Genomic DNA, 18,354 nt, shown 5'->3' on the forward strand with positions numbered 1-18,354 from the left:
GGGAGAACTCATGGGTAATGACCGGCACGCAGTCGTCCACCACGATCCCGTCCACCACGATCCCGTCCGCCTCTCTCCGGAGGGCGTCGACCAGCACGGGGAGAACGCGCGGCTGAGGGCGCTCGGGGCAGCGGTCGAAGTGGAGCTGCCGGACGGCGTCACGGCGTGGGCGATCACCCGCCACGAGGAGCTCCAGCGCCTCCTGGGCGATCCGCGCGTCGTCAAGGACCTCGGCCACTGGGCCGCGTGGGAGCGGGGCGAGGTGCCCGAGAGCTGGCCGATGCTGAGCTTCGTGTCGGTCCGGGCCATGACCGCCACCGACGGCGCGGCCCACCGACGGCTGCGCGGGCTCGTGGCCCAGGGCTTCACGGCCCGCCGCATCGAGTCGCTGCGGCCGCGCGTCGTCGGCATCGTCGAGGAGCTGCTCGACGGGCTCGCCGCGGACGCGCCCGGACCGGTCGATCTGCGGGAACGCTTCGCCTATCCCCTGCCGATCGGCGTGATCTGCGAACTGCTCGGCATACCCGAGGAGCGCCGCGAGGAACTCCACGCGCTGTCCTCCGTCATGACCGACACCACCATGGACCGCGCGAAGGTCCTCGCCATCCAGCGCTCGATGTACGCGGGGCTCGGTTCCCTGATCGCCGCGAAGCGCGAGCAGCCGGGCGACGACCTGACGAGCGACCTGATCGCCGCCCGGGAGGCGGGCGACCGGCTGACCGAGGAGGAGCTGATCGGCACCCTGCTGCTGATGTTCGTGGCGGGCCACAACACCACCCTCAACCTGATCACCAACGCCGTACGCGCGCTGCTGACGCACCCCGGCCAGCTGGCCCTGGCCCGCGGCGGCGCGCGGCCGTGGACCGCGGTGACCGAGGAGACCCTGCGCTGGGACGCGCCCGTGGGCCGGTTCCCGCTGCGGTTCGCGGTGGAGGACATCGACGTCGGCGGGGTGGTGATCCGCAAGGGCGACGCCATCCTCGCCGCCTACGGGGCGACCGGGCGTGACGAGCTGCTGCACGGCCCGGACGCCGAGCGCTTCGACATCGCCCGCGACTCCTCCCGGCACCTGGCCTTCGGCCACGGCCCGCACTTCTGCCTCGGCGCCCCGCTGGGCCGCATGGAGGCCGAGGTCGCCCTGCCCGCCCTCTTCGACCGCTTCCCCGACCTCGCGCTCGCCGTGCCGGCCGAGGAACTGGTCCCGCTCCCCTCCATCGTCAGCAACAGCCCGCGCTCCCTGCCGGTGCTGCTCACTCGCGGCTGACCGGAGACGTCAGCAGCACCGGATGAACGGTCGGCGCGCGTCCGCCGGGACGCGCGCCGACCGTTCAGATGGACAGGTCTCGGGCCCTTCGCTCCTCAGTCCTCGGGCCGCACGTCCGCCCCCAGTCGTACGAGGTCGGCGACCAAGTCCTCATAGCCGCGGACGAGATGATCGGCCCCGCCGACCCGGACCGTGCCGGGCACCATGAGGGCGGCGAGGAGCAGGGCGGCTGCGGCGCGGAGGTCGCCGCCGGCCACGGACTGGTCCGGGCGGCTGGGCGGGCGCCCGCCGCCCACCCGGGCCCGGGCGCCGGTCACCTCGATGTCCGCGCCGAGCCGCCGGAGTTCCGGCACGTGGGTGAAGCGGCGGCGCCACACGGTCTCCCTCAGGTGCGAGACGCCCGGCGCCCGGGTCGCCAGGAGCATGAAGAAGGGCTGGCTGTCGCTGTAGATGCCGTGCGAGGCGACCGTGACGTCGATGGGGGCGCTCGGCGGTTCGCCGGTCAGCTCCAGGGTGCCGGCGGTGGGCCGCCAGTCCAGGCCCATGTCGCGGGCGAGGGCGATCTCCGGCGCCAGGCCCGCCGCGAGCCGGGCCGGGGTCAGGCCGGTCAGCCGGATGGCGCTGTTGGTCAGGGCCGCGGCCGTGGCCCAGGTGACCACCGTGATGAGGTCGCTGACCAGTACGTGCCGCAGCGGGCGGCCGTGTCCGCCGTCCGGCCGGCCCTCGATCAGCAGGTCGCCCTCGGGCGTGTAGCGCGCGGGGCGGCCGGTGGCGTCGAGCAGCCGGACCAGTTCGGTGACGTCGGGTTTCGGATAGGGGTGCCGCAGCCGGGTGGTGCCTTGCGCCGAGGCCGCGGTGAGGATCGCCATCTTGGTGGCTCCGGAGTACAGCGGGCCGCTGCGCAGTTCCCGGTCGCTCGTCCAGTCGCGGAGGTCCAGTTCGCAGGCGGTGAGCCGGTCGGCGCGGACGGTCAGGGAGCCGTCGGCGCCGACGGTGACCTCGGCGCCGAACCGCTGGAGCACTTCGGCGTACTGGCGCACCGGGCGGGCGCCGGAGCCCTCGTCGCCGATCCGGCAGCCTCCGGCGGCCGGCAGGTGCACCCGGCCGGAGCGGGCCAGGAGGGCGGGCAGCAGGTAGACGGCGCCGTGGATGCGGTCGACGAGTTGCGGGTCCAGTGTCTGGCCGGTCAGCCCCGAGGGGTCGACCCGCACGGTGCTCCCGTCGCTGTGCACCTCGGCTCCGAGGGCGCGTGCCAGGGCGGTCAGCACCCGCGTCTCCTCGATGGCGGGGCAGTTGTCGATCGTCACCACGGAGCGCCCGGTGAGCGCCCCGGCCAGGACGGTGACGAAGGCGTGCTTGAACCCCGGTACCCGCACGTCGCCCTTCAGTTCGCGTCCGCCCCGCACCCGCAGGGCGGACGGGGGGCCGGCGCTCACTCGGCCGCCTGGAGCTGGTGGAAGAACTGGCTGACCGCCGTGGTGCCGTAGCAGCCGGAGCCGAGGAAGAACTTGAGCGTGCACCGCCACGCCCCCTCGGCGCTCTCGTCCTCGGCGACCTCCCCGACGCGGATCTGCGTCTGCACGGCGGCCGGCCGGGCCGAGGCGGACGACGTCATCCGCCCGTCCCGCCAGCGCCAGCTGTCGTAGCGCAGGCCGAGGCCGTCCCGCAGCACCGCCAGGACCCCGTCGGGCGTGGTGGGGAACAGGTACGGGATGCCGTCGCGTTTCTCCTGGACCGCGGCGTCGCCGCAGCGGTCCCGCACCAGGTCGCCCACCTGCCGGTTCCAGGCGAAGGAGGCGTGGGAGGAGAGGAAGAAGGCGACCCGGCGCTGGTCCAGTTCGGCGAAGAACCTGTCGGCGGGGCCGGTGAACCGCTGGGCGGCGGCGGCTTCGGCCGAGCCGGACTCGCGGACCAGCTCCAGGGCCCGGCCGTGGTCCCCGTCGAGGAGCGCCTGGCCGATCAGGTGGGTGCGCTTGGGGCCCGTGGGCACGCCGAAGCGCTGGGTGTCGTAGTAGTTGACGAAGTACAGGCTGCGCCGGCCGCGGACGGCTTCGAGCCGTTCGGCCTGCGCCCGGTCCAGATGGCGCACCACGATGTGGAAGCTGTTGCCGTCCAGCTCCCCCACGCCGAGCGCCAGCGGCCCGTAGCCGTGGTGACGCAGCATCAGGAAGGGCGGGTGGCCCTGCTCGTGCTCGCCCGCGCCGTGCGCCGTGTTGAACTGCTCGATGCGTTCATGCGTCAACGGTCCGGACAGGGAGACCAGTTGGTCGGTGATCGCGTCCTCGTCCTTGAGCCCCGCGTAGCCGATCTCGCGGGCGTCCCGGCCGCAGAAGGCGGAGAGCGCGTCGATCGCCTCGAAGGTGGTGTATCCGCGCTTGCGCAGCCGTACGTAGTGGTAAGGGGTGGCTTCGGTGTCGGGGGCGGTGGTGGGCAGCACCAGGCTCTCCGAGACCAGGAAGTCGGCGGGGAACTTCTTCAGCAGCGTCATCGGTTCACCGCCGTCCGCGCGGCGGAGTCCGCCGGTCCGGCCGCGGCGGGGGGACGGCGCCAGAGCATCGCGTAACCATTGGGGGCCTCCTCGAAGCGGGCGGCGTCGAAGACCGCCCCATGGATGTGCTCGAACGTCTCGCGCGACAGGAAGCGGTCTCCGGCGCGGTGCTCCAGCCACGCGCCGGTCCGCAGCCGGAAGACCGACCAGGCCCGGTCCGCGTCGCGCAAACCGCGGGCCGCCGCCGCGCACGGGCGGCGCACCTCGCGCGCGTACAGCCGGCGGCGCGAGGGCGGGCGGCCCTCGCAGACGCCGTCGTGGAGCACCGCCGGCCCGCCGGGGGCGACGAGGCCGCGTATGCGGGCGAGCGCGGCCGGGAGGCCGTCGAGATGGTGCAGCGTCGACACGCTCAGGACCAGGTCGTATCCGGAGCCGGCGGGCAGGTCGGTGTGGTCGCCGACGCGGTAGCGGATGTTCTCGCGAGACCGGGTGGCGGCGGCTGTCCGCACCATGGCGGCGGACGCGTCCACGGCGTCGACCGTGTCGAAGCGCTCCGCGAGGAGCAGCGCGTGGCGTCCCGTCCCGCACCCGAGGTCGAGGGCGCTGCCCCCGCGCGCGGGGAGGCGTTCGGCCAGCCATTCGCCGACCGGGTCCCCGGTCAGGTTGTGCAGGCGCTCGTATTCGCCGGCGAATTCGTCGAAGGACCTGGCCCGGGGCTTCACGGTCCGACCTCCTTGGTGGTGTGCTCGTCGGCGTGTGCGCCGGGGGACGGCGGAGCGGCATACGGTGCGCGCGGGCGCGAGCGCGTCAGCCCTGGGCGGCGCCATGCCGGGCCTCCACGGCGCTCTCGTACGCCAGCAGCAGTTCTTCGGTGATGAAGTCGCGTACGTGGTAGTGGAAGGGGGCGCCGATGCGGACCCCGCCGATCCGCAGCCGCAGCCGGTCGTCGAAGTCGTGGCTGACGTAGGGCCGCCATTCGCGCGCCGATTCCGGCACTCCGGGCCAGCCCTGGACGCATGCCTTCATGTGCACGAAATGCGGTGTGCCGGGGCGGGGTCCGGCGGCGAGGTCTTCGAGGCCGTTGTCCCGGATGGCCAGCAGGAAGGCGGAGTCGGAGGAGAAGGGCACCCGGGGGTTGCCGAAGTGCCGGTCGCAGGTGCCGGCCCAGTCCTCCAGGTAGCCGGACATGGTGGCGAACAGCCGCTCGGCGACCGGGCCGCGGCGGAAGTAGCAGAATCCGTTGTGCAGGTCGGGCAGGCCGATCCGGTACAGCTCCTCGCGCAGCGGGTTGTGGGCGATCGGCTCCCCCCGGTAGGTGACCGCGGTCCCGCCGACGAGGTCGGCCGTCGCCATCACCTCCCACCAGGGGGACACGTCGTCGAAGAAGAGGGTGTCGGCGTCGACGGTGACGGCCTCGTCGTACGGGTTCAGCTCGTACATCCGCACGTAGTTGTCCACCCGCCAGGACTTGTCGACGAAGTCCGGCCGGACGTCCGGGATCGCGATGACGTGGTCGAAGGCGCGTCGGTAGCGGTCCGGCATGGGCTGGGAGCTCGGCACGATGACGCTCAGCCCGTTGACGTCGGACTGCGTCAGGCGGAGCGACAGCGCGAGGCAGTAGGCCATGCGCAGGTAGTCGGCGCCCTCGTGGTTGAAGGCATGGGTGAGGTAGCCGCGCCCGGCGCGGGGTGGGGTCACGTCAGCTCCTGTCGCTGTCGGTTCGGGGTGGGTCGCCGTCGGCGGCGGTGCGGGGATCGCCGAGGAGGACGTGGCGGGCCCGGCGTACGGTGTCCGGCCGCAGCCCGTGGTCCATGAGGAGCCGCCGGACGGAGCCGTGTTCGTGCTCCAGGCCGGACAGCAGCGCCCGCAGGACGCCGCCGGGGGTGGCGGTGCGCGCGGCCAGTTCGGACGGGGCGAGGCCGCGCGCCCACGGCAGCGTGCGCGTCGCGGCCGGGTCCCGGCGGAACAGCCGGCCGGTCAGGGCGTGGTCGCGGGCCAGGTCGGCCGTGCGTACGCCGATCGCGCGCAGGGCGAGCGCGCAGACCACGGAGGTGCGGTCCTTGCCGGCCGAGCAGCAGACCAGCAGCGGCAGGCGGTCCGGCTCGGCGAGCAGGCCGACCAGTTCGGCGGCGATGGGCGCGGCCGGGCGGGCCAACTGGCGGTAGTAGGCGAGGTAGTGGGAGGGCTGGGGCGGGCCGCCGCCCTTGATCGCCGACCGGTCCGCGACCAGCGGCCGGGACAGCACGGCCACGTCCGGGGGCGGCTCCCCGCCCGCGGTCTCGCGGCCGTCCCGCAGGTCGACGACGACGCGCAGACGGGCGTGGCCGGTCAGCGGGCCCATGGCGGCCCCGGCCCCGCGGTACATCAGGCCGGGCCGGACCCGCAGCCCGGCGTCGGCCCGCAGGCCCGCGAGATCGCGGGCGTTGGGCGCGCCGGGGACGACGCGGGAACCCGGCGCGGTACGGGGCGGTGGGCTGGGCACGGTGGTACCTCCGTGGTGCGTGCCGGCGGTCGGAAGGAGGGGCGGCAGGGGCCGGGTCATCCGGGACAGGTCGGTTCGCGTGGACGGGCAGAAGGCGGGCCGCCTCGGCGCGGGCGGGCAGGCGACGAGCCGCCTCGGCGCGGACGGCCCAGTGGACGGCTCACCGCACGGCTCACCGCACGGCTCACTGCACGGCTCACGCGGCGGGCCGCCTCGGCGCGGGCGGGCGCGCGCCCCGCTGGGCGGCCTATCCGTGCGTGCGCTCATACGCCTTGACGGTGGCCCGCCGGAAGTACTGGTGGATCTCGTTCCGCGTCGCCCGGCCCGCGAGCATCGCGTCGATCGCCTGGCCGAAGGTCTGCCGGCGCCCGTACAGCGCCATGTCCTCGGCGGGGTCGAGGAGCCGCCCCGCCTGGTCGGCGAATTCCGCGTTGCCGCGCAGCCAGCGCTCGATCGGCTTGTGCTCGTTGGTCGTCGGGGCGTCGATCCGGTTGCGGGCGAGCCTCGGCTGCTTGCGCTCCAGGAGGGTGTCGTAGAAGCGGTTGCCGACGCGCCAGGCGTTGGGCAGGTCCAGCGCGGCCGCGAACACGTCGATGTCCTCGAACACCGAGTAGTGCGGGATCTTCCCGAGGGTGTGGAACAGCCCGCCCTGTTTCACGGACATGCTCATGCTCTGGAAGTTGAAGCCGCGTCTGCGCTGGACCCCCGAGCCGCCCAGGCCCGCCAGCTCCTGGGCGATGTCCGCGACGATCCGCTCGGCGGCGGCCTCGCCCGCCCCCTCCTTGGCGAGTTCCCGGAACAGGTCGGCGGCGATGGCACGGTCGTCCTGCGGGCCGTCCTCGGGCTGGTGCCCCTTGTCGCTGAAGAGGTGGTCGCCGAGTCTGCCGGACAGCAGCGCGCGGGATTCCGAGACGAGCGCGTCCCGGCCGGGGAGGTACTTGCACCACTCCAGGTCCGCCATCGGCCGGTGGCGCAGCGAGTCGGCGAAGTACCGGGGCAGTTCGCGGTTGCGGCCCGGGAAGTCGAGCGGGACGCCGAGGGCCCGGGCCACGTGGTCGGCCGCCTGCCCCGCGGTGCTGCGCCGCTCGCCGAAGAAGTAGCCGGTCAGCTCCATGCCGGCGGCGACGCAGGCGGCGCCGGTCACCCGCGAGTCGTGCCCCCCGCTGACCCCCAGCAGCGCGGGTCCGCCTCTCGGCGCGCACGCCCTGATCCGCCGGCCGGCCTGTTCGATCAGGTGCCAGCAGCTGTCCAGGGCCTCGTCCAGGTCGCGTGCCGTCGGCTCGAAGCGGTACCGCCAGCTACGCGCTCTGCGCACCGTCTCGCCGTCGAGGGCCAGCAGTGTGCCGGGCGGCTGGCGGCGGACTCCCCTGGCGAAGGTCCGGCCGTTGACCGTGGCGCCGAGGACGCGGAAGGCGTCCGCCGCCCGCTCGTCCAGCCGTCTGGCCCAGGCAGGGATGCGGGTGAGCAGCTCGGTGAAGTCGTTGCTGACGGCGAAGCCGCGCACCAGGCGGTCCGGGCCGTCGGTCCAGGAGTACAGGTCGGCGACGCCCAGGTGGTCGTTGAAGGCCAGCAGCCGGGTGCCGCCCGGCCGCGCGCGCAGGTACGCCCCGGCGTACCTGCCCTTGACCTGCGCCCAGTCGGCGGCCGTGCCCGCGTCGGCGGCGGCGCGCAGCATCCGCAGGAGCCGGGCGGGGGTCATGCCGCTGTCCGGGTAGAGGACTCCGTCGAAGAGGAGGAGATCGCGTCCGGTCCGGCCGAGCACCGTCACCCGGTCGTCCGTCACCACGCGCAGGCCGGGCAGGCCGCGCTCGGCTGCCGACGCGTCAGCGGCCACCAAGAACATCGCTCCCCCTGCTGTCGTCCGCCGCCCCGCTCTTGTACGCACCGGCCGCGTACGCGGCGACTTCGGCCGGTGTGCGCAGCCGCACCACGGCGCCGTGGAATCCGGCGAGCATCCGCCGCTCCTGGTCGCGGCGGGTTCGGAAGTCGAGCAGGACCTTCGCCGCCGGGTGGCGGCGGCTCAGCACGCCCGGCCAGGTCTCGCGGTTGCCCGCCCACAGCGGCTGTCGCGTCAGGAGCCGCCGCGCGGTGCGGCGCAGTACCCGGCCCAGCACCACGCCCCGGCCGAGCTCCAGCCAGACCGCGGTGTCCGCGCGGGCCCACAGCCCCGGCAGCACTTCCGGGTAGGCGGTCGAGTCGGCGACCCAGCCGTCCGTCGCGGTGAGCGCCGCGACGTCCTGCGCGAAGGACGCCCGTACGCTCCACCGCGGGCCGTGCCGCAGGGCGTCGATCTCGATGTGGCGCAGGCCGAGGCGGTGGGCGAGTACTCGGGCCAGGGTCGACTTGCCCGCGCCGCAGATGCCCACGATCAGGATGTTGGGCATCTCACCGCTGCCCGGTGCCGGAGGCCGCGCCGGCGGGCCGGGCGAAGTGCACCAGCAGCGTCTTCCGGTCGTGCGTCCCGGCGCCGGTGACGGGCGGCACGGCGTGCCAGGCGCGTTCTGTACGGACCATCAGCACGGAGGTCCCGGCGTGCGGGAACACCTCCTGGCTCCAGTCGTCGATGTCGGCGGAGCGCAGCACGCGCAGCGCGCCGGACCACTGCGGCCGCCACTCCTCGTTGAGGTAGAACAGGTGGGTCACCACCTTGTCGGGGCGGTCGACGTGGGGTTCGATCCAGCAGCTGTCCGCGTAGCGGACGAGCCGGATGTCCAGTACGGTCCCGGCGAGGTCGGTGTCCGTGGCGGTGCTGACGGCGGTGCGGTAGGCGGTGCTCGTCAGGTCGTCGAGGAGCAGCCTCCAGCGCGGGGAGAGCCGGGCGATGTTCTCCCGGTCCGGCGTCCCGAACGTGACGAGCTGGTAGTTGTACGTGCGGTAGCGCTTGCGGCCCGGTTCGGCGGTGTCCCGGACGTCGTAGCGGAAGCCCTCGGTGGGGAACTCCCGTACCAGGGCGTCCTGGTGGCCGGTGAAGCTGTCGGGCAGCACGGCGTACGGGTAGGGGTCCGTGGACAGCGGCGCGGAGCCGATGGCCGTGAGGTCGAGCAGGGTCATCTCAACTCCTCGCCGGGGTCGGCAGGCCGGCCAGTACGCCCGTCACCCGGCGGACGGCGTCGAGGCTGGGGGTGGCGACGCGCAGCCCGCCCGAGAAGCCGGGCTCGCCGTTCAGGAGTCTGGTGCGGATGCCGTCCGCGAGCAGCGCCTGGTGCACCCGCGCGGCGTCGTCGGGCTCCGCGTCGAAGGCCACGAAGTTCGCCTGCGTGGCGCGGGCCGACCAGCCCGGCAACAGGCGTTCGGTCCGGTGGGCCAGTTCCGCCCGCGCCGTCCGCACCTCGGCGCGGGCGGTGCGGAAGACCTCGGGCTCGGCCAGGGCGCGTTCCAGCAGCGCCAGGCTCACGTGGGCGAGCATGGAGTCGGGCGCCCAGCGGGCCAGGTAGTCGATGACCGACTCCTGCGCCAGCACCGCGCCGATCCGGGCCCCGGCGAGGCCGTGGCTCTTGGAGAAGCTGTTGATCCGCAGGACGTTGTCCCACGTCTCCAGGCCCTGGAGGGTGGCTTCTCCGTCGTCGGCGTAGGCCAGGTAGCAGGTGTCGACGACCACGACGCTGCCGTGCCGGCGGGCCGCCGCCGCGGCCTCGGCGAGCTGTTCGCGGCCGAGGAGCTGTCCGGTGATGCTGTCGGGCTGGGTGAGCACGAGGACCGCCGGCGGCCCGGACAGCAGGCGTTCGGTGAGCGGGGCCACGGCCGCCGGGGAGCGGTGCGGCATGTCGACGCCGTCGAGGCGGAAGCCGAGGCGGACGGCGCACTGGGACCAGCTGTCGAAGTGCGGCCGGGCGACGACCAGCCGTCCGGCCGGTGCGGCCAGCGCCTCGCAGACCAGGCGGATGGCGTGGTCGGAGCCGGGGCTGAGCAGGACGCGCGCCGGGTCCTGTCCGAAGTGGGCGGCGACGGCGTCGCGGGCCGGGCCGGTCAGGGGGTATTCGACGACGGTGGCGGGGGCGAGCCGGCCGAGCTGGTCGGCGTGCCACCGCGCCACCGCGGGGTGCAGCAGCTCGCAGCTCTTGAGGTTGAGCTGGCCGGCCACGTGGTTCCGGCCGCGGTGTTCGAGGTCCCATGCGGCGGCCGCGGTCGGGAACCAGTCCCGCAGCGAGCGCCCGGGTGTCCGCGCCGTCATGACCGGGAGCCCGCCGCCGGGGCGGCTGCGCGCCGCTCCCCCACCTGTTCGCCGACGCGGGTCGGGCGCTGTTCGCGGCCGAAGACGATGTCGTAGGCCCGTTGCCGCTCGACCGGCTCGGGGAACGCGTCGTCGGGCAGGATCTGCCGGTTGTGCAGGGCGAGGGCGTCCACGGACATCCCCGGGTGCAGCTGTTCGTGGGGGCTGTACATGGTGGGCCGTACGCGCCCGCCGACGGCCCGGACCCCGGCGATGGCCGCTTCCGCGTCGGCGACGGAGGTGCCCGGCAGTCCGACGATGACGAAGCAGTTCAGCTCGATGCCGGCGCGCTCGCACCAGGCGGCGAGCGCCTCGACGGCGCTCTCGCTCTTCCGCTTGAGCCGGGGCAGGGCGGCGTGTCCGGATTCCGCGAGGGTCTCCACGCCGACGCTGACGCGTACGCAGCCGCTGCGGCCCATCAGGGAGACCAGTTCCTCGTCGAGGTGGTGGACCGTGGTCGCGCACTTCCACGGGTAGCGGGCGCCCCGCTCCATCAGTTGCTCGCACAGCCGGGTCGTCCAGGACCGGTTGAGGGTGAACGTCGGCGCGTAGAAGGCGACATACTCGAACGGGAGCGCGGCGAAGGACTCCTCGATGTAGCGCACCACCTGCTCCACCGAGGCGCGCCGGTCCGGTTTGCCGAAGACGGCGGGGACCTCGCAGTAGTCGCAGCCGACGGGGCAGCCGCGGGCGGCCGGGACCACGAGTTCCCGGCGGCCCGGGATGCCGCAGAACTTGTTCTGGTCGTCCCGGTACAGCCAGTCGTAGGCGTGGTAGGGGATCTCGGAGATGTCGGGCATCACCCAGTCCTGGGCCAGGAGTACGCCGCCGGGTGCGGTGGGCTCGCTCCATTCGCCGTCGGTGCGCAGCCAGACCCCGGGCAGGGCGCCGGCCGTCGGCGGGCCTTCGCCGACGGCGCGGACGAACGCCGCGACCCCCGGTTCGTAGTCGCCCGACCCGACGATCGCGTCCAGGTCGAAGCGGGTGAACATCCGCGGCAGCATGCCGCTGAGCCGGCCGAACGTCACCACCCGTGCCCGCGGGGCCAGTTGCCTGGTGTAGGTGAGGAAGCGGGTCAGCCCGTCCACCCCGTCCAGGTCGTTGGTGACCGCCACGACGTCGTAGCCGCCCTGGTGCAGGCGGTCGCCGACCTCTTTCCACGTCTGGGATTCCACGGAGGCGTCGAGGGTGTCCACCTGGTCGACTTCGGGCTGCCGGCGCAGGTAGTCGGCCACGCTGTAGATCAGGTTGTGATGGCCGGCGTTGAAATAGCTGAGGACCTGGGGCGGCCAGATCACGAGGACGCGCAGAGCGGGCATGGCCATCAGTTCCTTGCTGTCTCGGTCGGTCGGTGGTGGTCCGGCGCGGTCCCGTCCGCCGGGCCGTCGCTCGCGGGGTCCGCCGGGCCGGCGGGTTCGCCCACGGTGCGCAGGGCCGCTCGTACGGCGTGCGCCACGGTGTCGACTTCCTCGTCGGTGATGCCGGGGAACAGGGGAAGGGACAGGCACTGCCGGGACAGCGCCTCGGTCTCCGGCAGCCCTTCCGCGGCGGTGCGGAAGGCGCGGAACGGCCGCAGTTCGTGCACCGGCCGCGGGTAGTGGACGCGCGCGTCGATGCCGGCTCGTGTCAACTCACTCTGGATCGCGGCGCGTTGGGGATGTCGCACGACGTACAGATGGTACGCGTGCCCGGCTTCCGGGGATACGGCCGGAAGCCCGAGTCCGGTGCCTTCGAGGAGCCGCCGGTAGCGGTCCGCGGCCCGGCGCCGTGCGGCGGTCCACTCGTCGAGGTGCGGCAGTTTGGCATCGAGCACGGCGGCCTGGAGGGTGTCCATCCGCCAGTTGTGGCCGACCGCCACGACCTCGCCGTCCTGGCGGCCGTGGTCGCGCAGCGCGCGGGCGCGCCGGGCGGTGTCCGGGTCGTCGGTGACGAGGGCTCCCGCGTCGCCGAACGCGCCGAGGTTCTTGGACGGGTAGAAGCTGAAGCAGCTCACGTCCGCGTACGCGGCGGCCGGCCGGCCCTCCCAACTGGCCCCGTGCGCGTGGGAGGCGTCGGCGACGACCGGGATGCCGTGCTCGGCGGCGATCGCGGCCAGCTCCCGCGGATCGGCCGGGTGGCCGTAGAGGTGGACGGGGACGATGGCCCGGGTGCGGGGCGTGACGGCCGCTCGCACCTGGTCCGGGCGGGCGGTGCGGGTGACCGGGTCGATGTCCGTGAACACCGGTGCCGCGCCGGTGTGCGCGATCGCGGCCGCGGTGGCGACGAAGGTGGCCGAGACGGTCACGACCTCGTCGCCGGGGCCGCAGCCGACGGCTTCCAGGGCGCACTGGAGGGCGCTCGTGCCCGAGGACGTGCCGACGCAGTGGGCGGCGCCGTTGCGGGCGGCGAACCGCCGCTCGAAGACGTCGACGGCGTGGCCGTGGATGAAGTCCCCCGCGGCGACCACCTCGTCGACGGCGGCGCGGAGGGTGTCCGCGAGGGCCGTCCGTCCCAGGTCGTTGAAGGGGACCCGGCCGCCGGCGGCGGTGTCGGGTGTCGTCAAAGGTCGCTCCTCCGGTCGGGGGCTGCCCGGGGATCAGGGGTAGATGTAGGGGTCGGTCCGGTCGGAGCGCCGGGTGCGCGAGCGGGTGCGCTGGGAGCGGACGAATCTCCCGATCCGCTCGGCGCCCTTCCTGTCGTGCCGTCTCAGCGCCCGCGCGCCGCCCAGTACGGGCAGCCCGGCGACGGTGAGCCTCGCGTGGCCGACGCTTTCGAAGCCGGCGTCCTCGAACGCGGCGGAGCCGATGTGGTCGGCCAGCGCCGCGGCCCAGAGCCGGTGGCCGGTCTCGTTGGGGTGCTGGACGTTGACGGTGTTCGGCCGCCCGCGCAGGAAGTCGGCCATGGTCGGTTCGGCCGGGTCGTGGGGCATGAAGGGCGCGCCCGTGAGGGTTTCCTGTACGCACGTGCCGAGCAGGTGCCGGGGCAGCGCGGGGGCCGTGATGCCGTTGAAGAAGACGTGCGCGATGCCGTGCTGTTCCAGGAAGGCGTGCAGGGAGGCGACCTGGGTGGCGTAGCGCTGCTCGGCCTCGTCCGGGCAGTCCGCCGTCTTGCGGTACGCCGTGACGAGCCGGTCCAGCGCCCTGATGTCGTAGGCGTGGTGGGGGACGATCTGCCGGTAGTCGCCCGCGACGTGGAACTCGCGCCGGGCGGGGTGCGTCCAGCCCACGACGACGAGCAGCGCCCGCGGCGGCAGGCCCGCCTTCAGCCAGCGCGCGACGAAGTCGATGGACGTCCGTACGACGCGGTCGTTGGAGCCGCTGGGCATCGCGTCGTTGTAGCTGCCGTCGGCGTCGAGCGCGGCGTGCAGCCGCCCCGGCCAGCTGTAGCGCCAGCGGTACTCGTGGTCCTGGCACACCCGCGTGGCCGGATGGTCGGCGAGTTCCGATCCGTAGGTCATGGAGCAGCCATTGGCGTAGACGTACACTCTTTCACCGCCCTCCCGCGCACCTCGACCGCGCACATCAGACCGCGCCGCCGGACCGCGCACATCAGAAAACTGGTACCTGGTACTTCCTGGCGAAGTCCTGGGCGTCCTGCCAGGTGTTGACCAGAGGCCGGCCTCGGATGTTGAGGCTCGTGTTGAGCAGCATCGGGCAGCCGGTGCGCTGGTGGAAGCGTGAAATCACCTCGTGGAGCAGGGGGTTCTGGTCGCGGCGCAGGGTCTGGACGCGGCTGGTGCCGTCCACGTGGCACACCGCCGGGTACGTTCCGGGCTCCCGGCACGCCACCACGTACTGCATGTACGGGGCCTCGGCCACGGGCATCTCGAAGAGCTTGTCGGCGTACTCGGCGAGGACCACGGGGGCGAACGGCCGGTAGCGCTGCCGCTTCTTGATCGCGTTGACCCGGTCCTTGGCGGCCGGGTCCCGCGGGTCCGCGAGCAGGCTGCGGTTGCCGAGGGCTCTCGGGCCGTACTCCGCGCGCCCGTTGGCCAGTCCGGCGACCGTTCCGCCGAGCAGGGCGTCGACGATCCGGGCCGGGTCGCTGTCCCGCCGGATGTCGTGCCCGAGGTAGGGCCCCTCCCACGGGAGGAACTCGCGGGTGTGGGCGGCCAGCGCCCCCGCCGCGGAGCCGGCGTCCCCGGGGTTGGGCGGAATCCAGATGTCGTCGAACAGCCCCATGCCCGCGAGCCGCCCGTTGAAGAGGCAGTTCAGGGCGACGCCGCCGGTGTAGACGAGGTTGCGGGACGGCACGGTCCGCGCGACCCAGCGGAAGAGGCGGGTGAGGAAGGATTCCAGGACGGCCTGGGCGCTGCTCGCCAGGTCGGGCGCGTGGGTGAGTTCCGGGTGCCAGCGCGGGCCGAGCCCCCGGTGCAGGCCGCGCTTCAGCGCGAAGTCCGGCGGTTCTCGCCTGTCCAGCAGCTCGGTTTCGAGGAGTTCGCGGTGGCGGGGGGTTCCGTAGCCCGCCATGCCCATGAGGATGTACTCCTCCTCGTTGGGCTTGAGTCCGGCCCGCTGGGTGAGGGCCGAGTAGAAGAGTCCGAGGCTGTGCGGGTAGCGGACGGAACGCACTTTTCGCAGACGGCGGTCGCGGGCGTGCCAGACGGTCAGCGTGTCCCATTCCCCGATGGCGTCGACCACGACCACCGCGGCGTCGGTGAACGGGGAGGTGAAATACGCGCCGGCGGCGTGCGACTTGTGGTGGGAGACGAAGTGCACCGGTTTTCCGCGGAGCGCCGGAAAGCGTTCCAAATACCGCTTGGGGCTCACCGACAGGGCCGCGGACCAGTTTCGTGCGGATACCTGGCGCAGCCGTTTCAGTAAAGGGTGTTCGTAGTAGACAATTCCCTCGATCTCGTCGGCGTACCGCAGGGCGTCGTCGACCAGCGCGCCGTTGAGAAGGGGGTCGTTCTTCTTTCTGCTGTACCGCTCGCTGTGCGAGGCGAAGACAATACGGCCGTCCCTGAGGACAGCCAGTCCCGCGTCGTGCGCGAGACAACTGACGCCGACCAGCGCCACCTGCAACTCCCCTCGGTGGAGGTTTGCCTCTGGTGTTCCGTACTGGTGTTCCTCAATCGAACTCATGTAGCAGCCAATGAGGCATACATGGGCGTTGCTTCACTCAATTAAGGCACCGCCAGTGGATCAGCACAAGCGACTTTCGGCCATCGGACGGGCCGGGTCCGCCCGGGCGCACCGGGGGCTCAAAGGGGGCTCACCAGGGGCGCAGAAGGGGCGCGGAAAAGGCGCACACGGGGCATGGAGAAGGGCGCGACGGAAGCGCGGCGAGGCGAGCGTCAGGGCTGGGGCGTCAGCCTCGGAAGGCCGGCCCGCCGCCCTCCTCGGCCGCGCGGGCCAGGGCTTTCCCGATGAACACGGACTTGCCCTCGGTGTACGCGGAACGGTCGTCGCGATACCGGGACGCCAGCTCCCGCTTGAGCTCGCCATAGCGCCGCGCGCGGTCCGGATGCGCGCGCAGGAAGTCGCGGAAGGCCACGTGGCGGGCGAGCTCCGGGCTGTCGGCCGCGCACACGTACAGATGGTGCGCCGGCGCTCCTTCGGGGGCGGCGAATGCCTCCCGGCCGGGAATGCCCAAGTCCCCCTCGTGGGTGTATCCCAGGGGCCGCAGGGCCGCGATGGCTTCGGCCGGGTCCGCTCCGGCGGGGATGACCGCGTCCATGTCCACAATGGGTTTGGCCGGCAGGCCGGGAACCGCCGTGCTCCCCACATGCTCGATACGCAGCAGCAGCGGGCCCAGCCCGTCGCGAATTACGGCGGCCAGCCGTCCGAAAATCACCGGCCAGCGCGGGTCGTACTCCACGATCTGCACCGGCTGGGACATACGGACACCTTCCTCGACGGCCCCGCCGACGCGCTCCGGAAATGAATCCGAAGCCGTGCGGGAGCCTTGCGCCACTTAGCTGTTTGTAGTCTACTCCTGCGCAGCGGAGCGCCGTTGTGTTACCACCGGCCTGCCCGCGCCGATTCCCCGGAAAGACGGCGGAGTCCGTTTCCGGGGGAAATCCCCGGGCAGAAATACTCTCGCCGCCGCACAGCCCGCTTCACGAAGGATTCGGAGGAGCATGGTGCAGGCAGAGCGCGTCGCAGTGGTGGGCGGCGGGATATTCGGTTCGACCACGGCGGTCGAGCTGGCCCGGGCGGGATATTCCGTGGTGCTCTTCGAGCAGTCCCCCACGCTGCTGTCGTCGGCGAGCAGGGCCAACCAGCGGCGGCTGCACCGCGGTTACCACTACCCGCGGGGCATGGACACCGTCGCCGCGGTGCTGCGGGCCTTCGGCGCCTTCAAGGCCGAGTACGGCGCGGCCATCCACAACGGCTCCGCGCACTACGTGGCCATCGCCAGGCGGAACAGCCTGGTGACGGCGGAGCGGTACCTCGCCTTCTGCGACAGCGTCGGGCTGCCGTACCGCGAGGAGTACCCGCCGTTCCTGCGGAGGTCCTCGGTCGAACTGTCCGTGCGCATCGCCGAGTCCCACATCGACATCGACGAACTGCGCCGCCTGTGCGCGGCCCGGCTGGCCGCCGCGGGCGTCGAGGTGCGGCTGCGGACCCGGGCGGACCGGCGCGCGCTGCGGGGGTTCGACCACGTGGTGCTGGCCACGTACTCCTCCATCAACGCCATGCACCCCGGACCCGTCTCCGCCATGCCGGAGTACCAGTTCGAGGTCTGCGAGAAGCCGCTGGTGGCGCTTCCCCCCATGTACCTCGGCCACAGTCTGGTCGTCATGGACGGCCCCTTCATGTGCCTGGACCAGGTCGTCGGCACGAGCAACTTCCTGCTGGGCAATGTCGATCACGCCATCCACGCGACGACGGTCGGACCGTATCCGCTCATCCCCGGGCCGCTCATGCGGTACGTGAACGCCGGGCTGGTGCGCCGCCCCCAGGTGACCCGCTTCCCCGACTTCCAGCGCTTCGCCCGCCGGTTCGTGACCGGCTTCGCCGAAGCGGCCCACCTGGGCTCGTACTTCACGGTCCGGGCCGTCCTGCCGCATGTGGAGACCACCGACGACCGCCCGACGCTGGTGCGGCGGCTGGACGAGCGGACCGTCGCACTGTTCGGCGGGAAGATCGCCACGTGTGTGGCCGCCGCCCGCCAGGCGGCCGGCCTGCTGCGGGAGGAGAGCCGGCAGCCGCTGGACCGCGTCCGGTGAACTGCGCGGCGGAGGGCGGCCGTTCGCCCATCCTCCGTACCTCGGCGGGCTATTCGACTCCCGTCCGCTGCTGGACGCCGCGCCACCACTGCCGGCTCTCCGTGTCGCGTACGACCAGGCCGAGCTTGGCCAGTTCCTTCCGCAGTTCCGCGATGTTCTTCTCGTCCTCCTTCTCCAGGGCCGCGGCCCGCGCCTTGAACAGCGCGTTCGCGCCGGGCGGCAGGTCCGGCACGTCCTCCACCCACCGCTTGTACTCGTCGCGGTAGGGGTCTCCGCCAGGCATCCACGGATAGCCGTGGGCCTGGAAGCCCTCCGCGAGCTGCGCGATCGTCGGCAGGTCCGCGCCCTCGTTCTTGCTCTCCACGGCCAGCTCCTCGCCCCGCCTGCCGAGCACCACCAGCCGCTTGCCGTCGGCGAACACCCCGCCGACAGAGGTCCGGGGAACGGTCTGGCTGGCTTCCGGACGCGGCGCAGGGCGAGCAGGATCAGGCCGAGTACGGCGTACAGGGTGAGGATGTCGCCGGGGAAGAGGACGACGGCGTGCACGGCGCCGATCACGAACAGCCCGGTCAGGCGCCGCAGGAAGCGCGGCGCGAAGCGGTCGCCCCGCCGTTCGGCCGAGTCGATCTGGAGCGTGAAGCTTTGACTTCCGCTCCCTGCCCTAAGGGCGTGCAGATCTTTAACTCGTGGCTTTCCGCTCGGTGGTTCGTTGGTCTGGCGTGAGCGGGTTGGAAAGTCAGCGGGCTGTGCTGGCAGC

At 73.0% G+C, this 18,354-nt stretch carries 18 protein-coding genes; 3 read left to right on the forward strand and 15 right to left on the reverse strand.

The genetic code is table 11. The annotated features are described in order from the left end of the window. Positions 1–10 precede the first annotated feature (10 nt). Positions 11–1,264 (forward strand): cytochrome P450, encoded by a 1,254-nt coding sequence (locus AB0I22_RS31095; RefSeq protein ID WP_363134304.1) that lies wholly within the window; start codon positions 11–13, stop codon positions 1,262–1,264. A 95-nt stretch (positions 1,265–1,359) separates the two neighbouring features. On the opposite strand, the gene AB0I22_RS31100 is transcribed toward AB0I22_RS31095, so the two are convergent. The 14 genes from AB0I22_RS31100 to AB0I22_RS31165 form a co-directional block, all read right to left on the reverse strand. Continuing rightward, positions 1,360–2,700 (reverse strand): hypothetical protein, encoded by a 1,341-nt coding sequence (locus AB0I22_RS31100; RefSeq protein WP_363134305.1) that lies wholly within the window; start codon positions 2,698–2,700, stop codon positions 1,360–1,362. Beyond that, positions 2,697–3,752 (reverse strand): tRNA pseudouridine(13) synthase TruD, encoded by a 1,056-nt coding sequence (gene truD, locus AB0I22_RS31105; protein WP_363134306.1) that lies wholly within the window; start codon positions 3,750–3,752, stop codon positions 2,697–2,699. Before truD ends, AB0I22_RS31100 begins: the two co-directional genes overlap by 4 nt. Then, positions 3,749–4,474 carry a methyltransferase domain-containing protein gene (locus AB0I22_RS31110; protein ID WP_363134307.1) on the reverse strand — a complete coding sequence of 242 codons (726 nt, stop codon included), beginning with the start codon at positions 4,472–4,474 and terminating at the stop codon, positions 3,749–3,751. The genes truD and AB0I22_RS31110 overlap by 4 nt, the downstream gene beginning before the upstream one ends. A gap of 85 nt (positions 4,475–4,559) precedes the next feature. Next, a complete protein-coding gene (locus AB0I22_RS31115; RefSeq protein WP_363134308.1) occupies positions 4,560–5,450 on the reverse strand; it encodes a hypothetical protein in 891 nt (296 codons plus the stop codon). A gap of 1 nt (position 5,451) precedes the next feature. Further along, positions 5,452–6,234 carry a tyrosine-protein phosphatase gene (locus AB0I22_RS31120; protein WP_363134309.1) on the reverse strand — a complete coding sequence of 261 codons (783 nt, stop codon included), beginning with the start codon at positions 6,232–6,234 and terminating at the stop codon, positions 5,452–5,454. 247 nt (positions 6,235–6,481) lie between these two features. Beyond that, a complete protein-coding gene (locus tag AB0I22_RS31125) occupies positions 6,482–8,071 on the reverse strand; it encodes a hypothetical protein (protein ID WP_363134311.1) in 1,590 nt (529 codons plus the stop codon). Beyond that, complete coding sequence (locus tag AB0I22_RS31130) at positions 8,058–8,618, reverse strand: adenylate kinase (RefSeq protein WP_363134312.1); 561 nt, start codon at positions 8,616–8,618, stop codon at positions 8,058–8,060. Before AB0I22_RS31130 ends, AB0I22_RS31125 begins: the two co-directional genes overlap by 14 nt. 1 nt (position 8,619) lies before the next feature. Then, the gene (locus AB0I22_RS31135) at positions 8,620–9,285 is read right to left on the reverse strand and encodes a 2OG-Fe(II) oxygenase (RefSeq protein WP_363134313.1); all 666 of its coding nucleotides are present in this window, start codon (positions 9,283–9,285) and stop codon (positions 8,620–8,622) included. Between the two features lies 1 nt (position 9,286). Beyond that, positions 9,287–10,405, reverse strand: a complete 1,119-nt coding sequence (locus tag AB0I22_RS31140) for an aminotransferase class I/II-fold pyridoxal phosphate-dependent enzyme (RefSeq protein ID WP_363134314.1) — start codon at positions 10,403–10,405, stop codon at positions 9,287–9,289. After that, positions 10,402–11,769, reverse strand: a complete 1,368-nt coding sequence (locus AB0I22_RS31145; protein ID WP_363134315.1) for a radical SAM protein — start codon at positions 11,767–11,769, stop codon at positions 10,402–10,404. The genes AB0I22_RS31140 and AB0I22_RS31145 overlap by 4 nt, the downstream gene beginning before the upstream one ends. Further along, positions 11,769–12,986, reverse strand: coding sequence for a DegT/DnrJ/EryC1/StrS family aminotransferase (locus AB0I22_RS31150; RefSeq protein ID WP_363134316.1), 1,218 nt, complete (start codon positions 12,984–12,986; stop codon positions 11,769–11,771). Before AB0I22_RS31150 ends, AB0I22_RS31145 begins: the two co-directional genes overlap by 1 nt. A 33-nt stretch (positions 12,987–13,019) precedes the next feature. Continuing rightward, a complete protein-coding gene (locus tag AB0I22_RS31155; RefSeq protein ID WP_363134317.1) occupies positions 13,020–13,880 on the reverse strand; it encodes a DUF6071 family protein in 861 nt (286 codons plus the stop codon). Positions 13,881–13,971: 91 nt separating this feature from the next. Further along, entirely contained in the window at positions 13,972–15,507 is a 1,536-nt protein-coding gene (locus AB0I22_RS31160; RefSeq protein ID WP_363134318.1) for a carbamoyltransferase C-terminal domain-containing protein, read from the reverse strand. A gap of 226 nt (positions 15,508–15,733) precedes the next feature. Continuing rightward, the gene (locus tag AB0I22_RS31165; protein ID WP_363134319.1) at positions 15,734–16,264 is read right to left on the reverse strand and encodes a GrpB family protein; all 531 of its coding nucleotides are present in this window, start codon (positions 16,262–16,264) and stop codon (positions 15,734–15,736) included. 229 nt (positions 16,265–16,493) lie between these two features. On the opposite strand from AB0I22_RS31165, the gene AB0I22_RS31170 reads away from it, so the two are divergent. After that, a complete protein-coding gene (locus AB0I22_RS31170) occupies positions 16,494–17,597 on the forward strand; it encodes an FAD-dependent oxidoreductase (RefSeq protein WP_363134323.1) in 1,104 nt (367 codons plus the stop codon). A 49-nt stretch (positions 17,598–17,646) separates the two neighbouring features. On the opposite strand, the gene AB0I22_RS31175 is transcribed toward AB0I22_RS31170, so the two are convergent. After that, a complete protein-coding gene (locus tag AB0I22_RS31175) occupies positions 17,647–18,018 on the reverse strand; it encodes a hypothetical protein (protein ID WP_363134320.1) in 372 nt (123 codons plus the stop codon). Between the two features lie 119 nt (positions 18,019–18,137). Between AB0I22_RS31175 and AB0I22_RS31180 the strand changes: the two genes are divergently transcribed. Next, entirely contained in the window at positions 18,138–18,320 is a 183-nt protein-coding gene (locus AB0I22_RS31180; protein WP_363134321.1) for a hypothetical protein, read from the forward strand. The last annotated feature ends 34 nt before the right edge of the window (positions 18,321–18,354 follow it).

The organism is Streptomyces sp. NPDC050610 (assembly GCF_040654875.1).
Classification (GTDB): domain Bacteria; phylum Actinomycetota; class Actinomycetes; order Streptomycetales; family Streptomycetaceae; genus Streptomyces.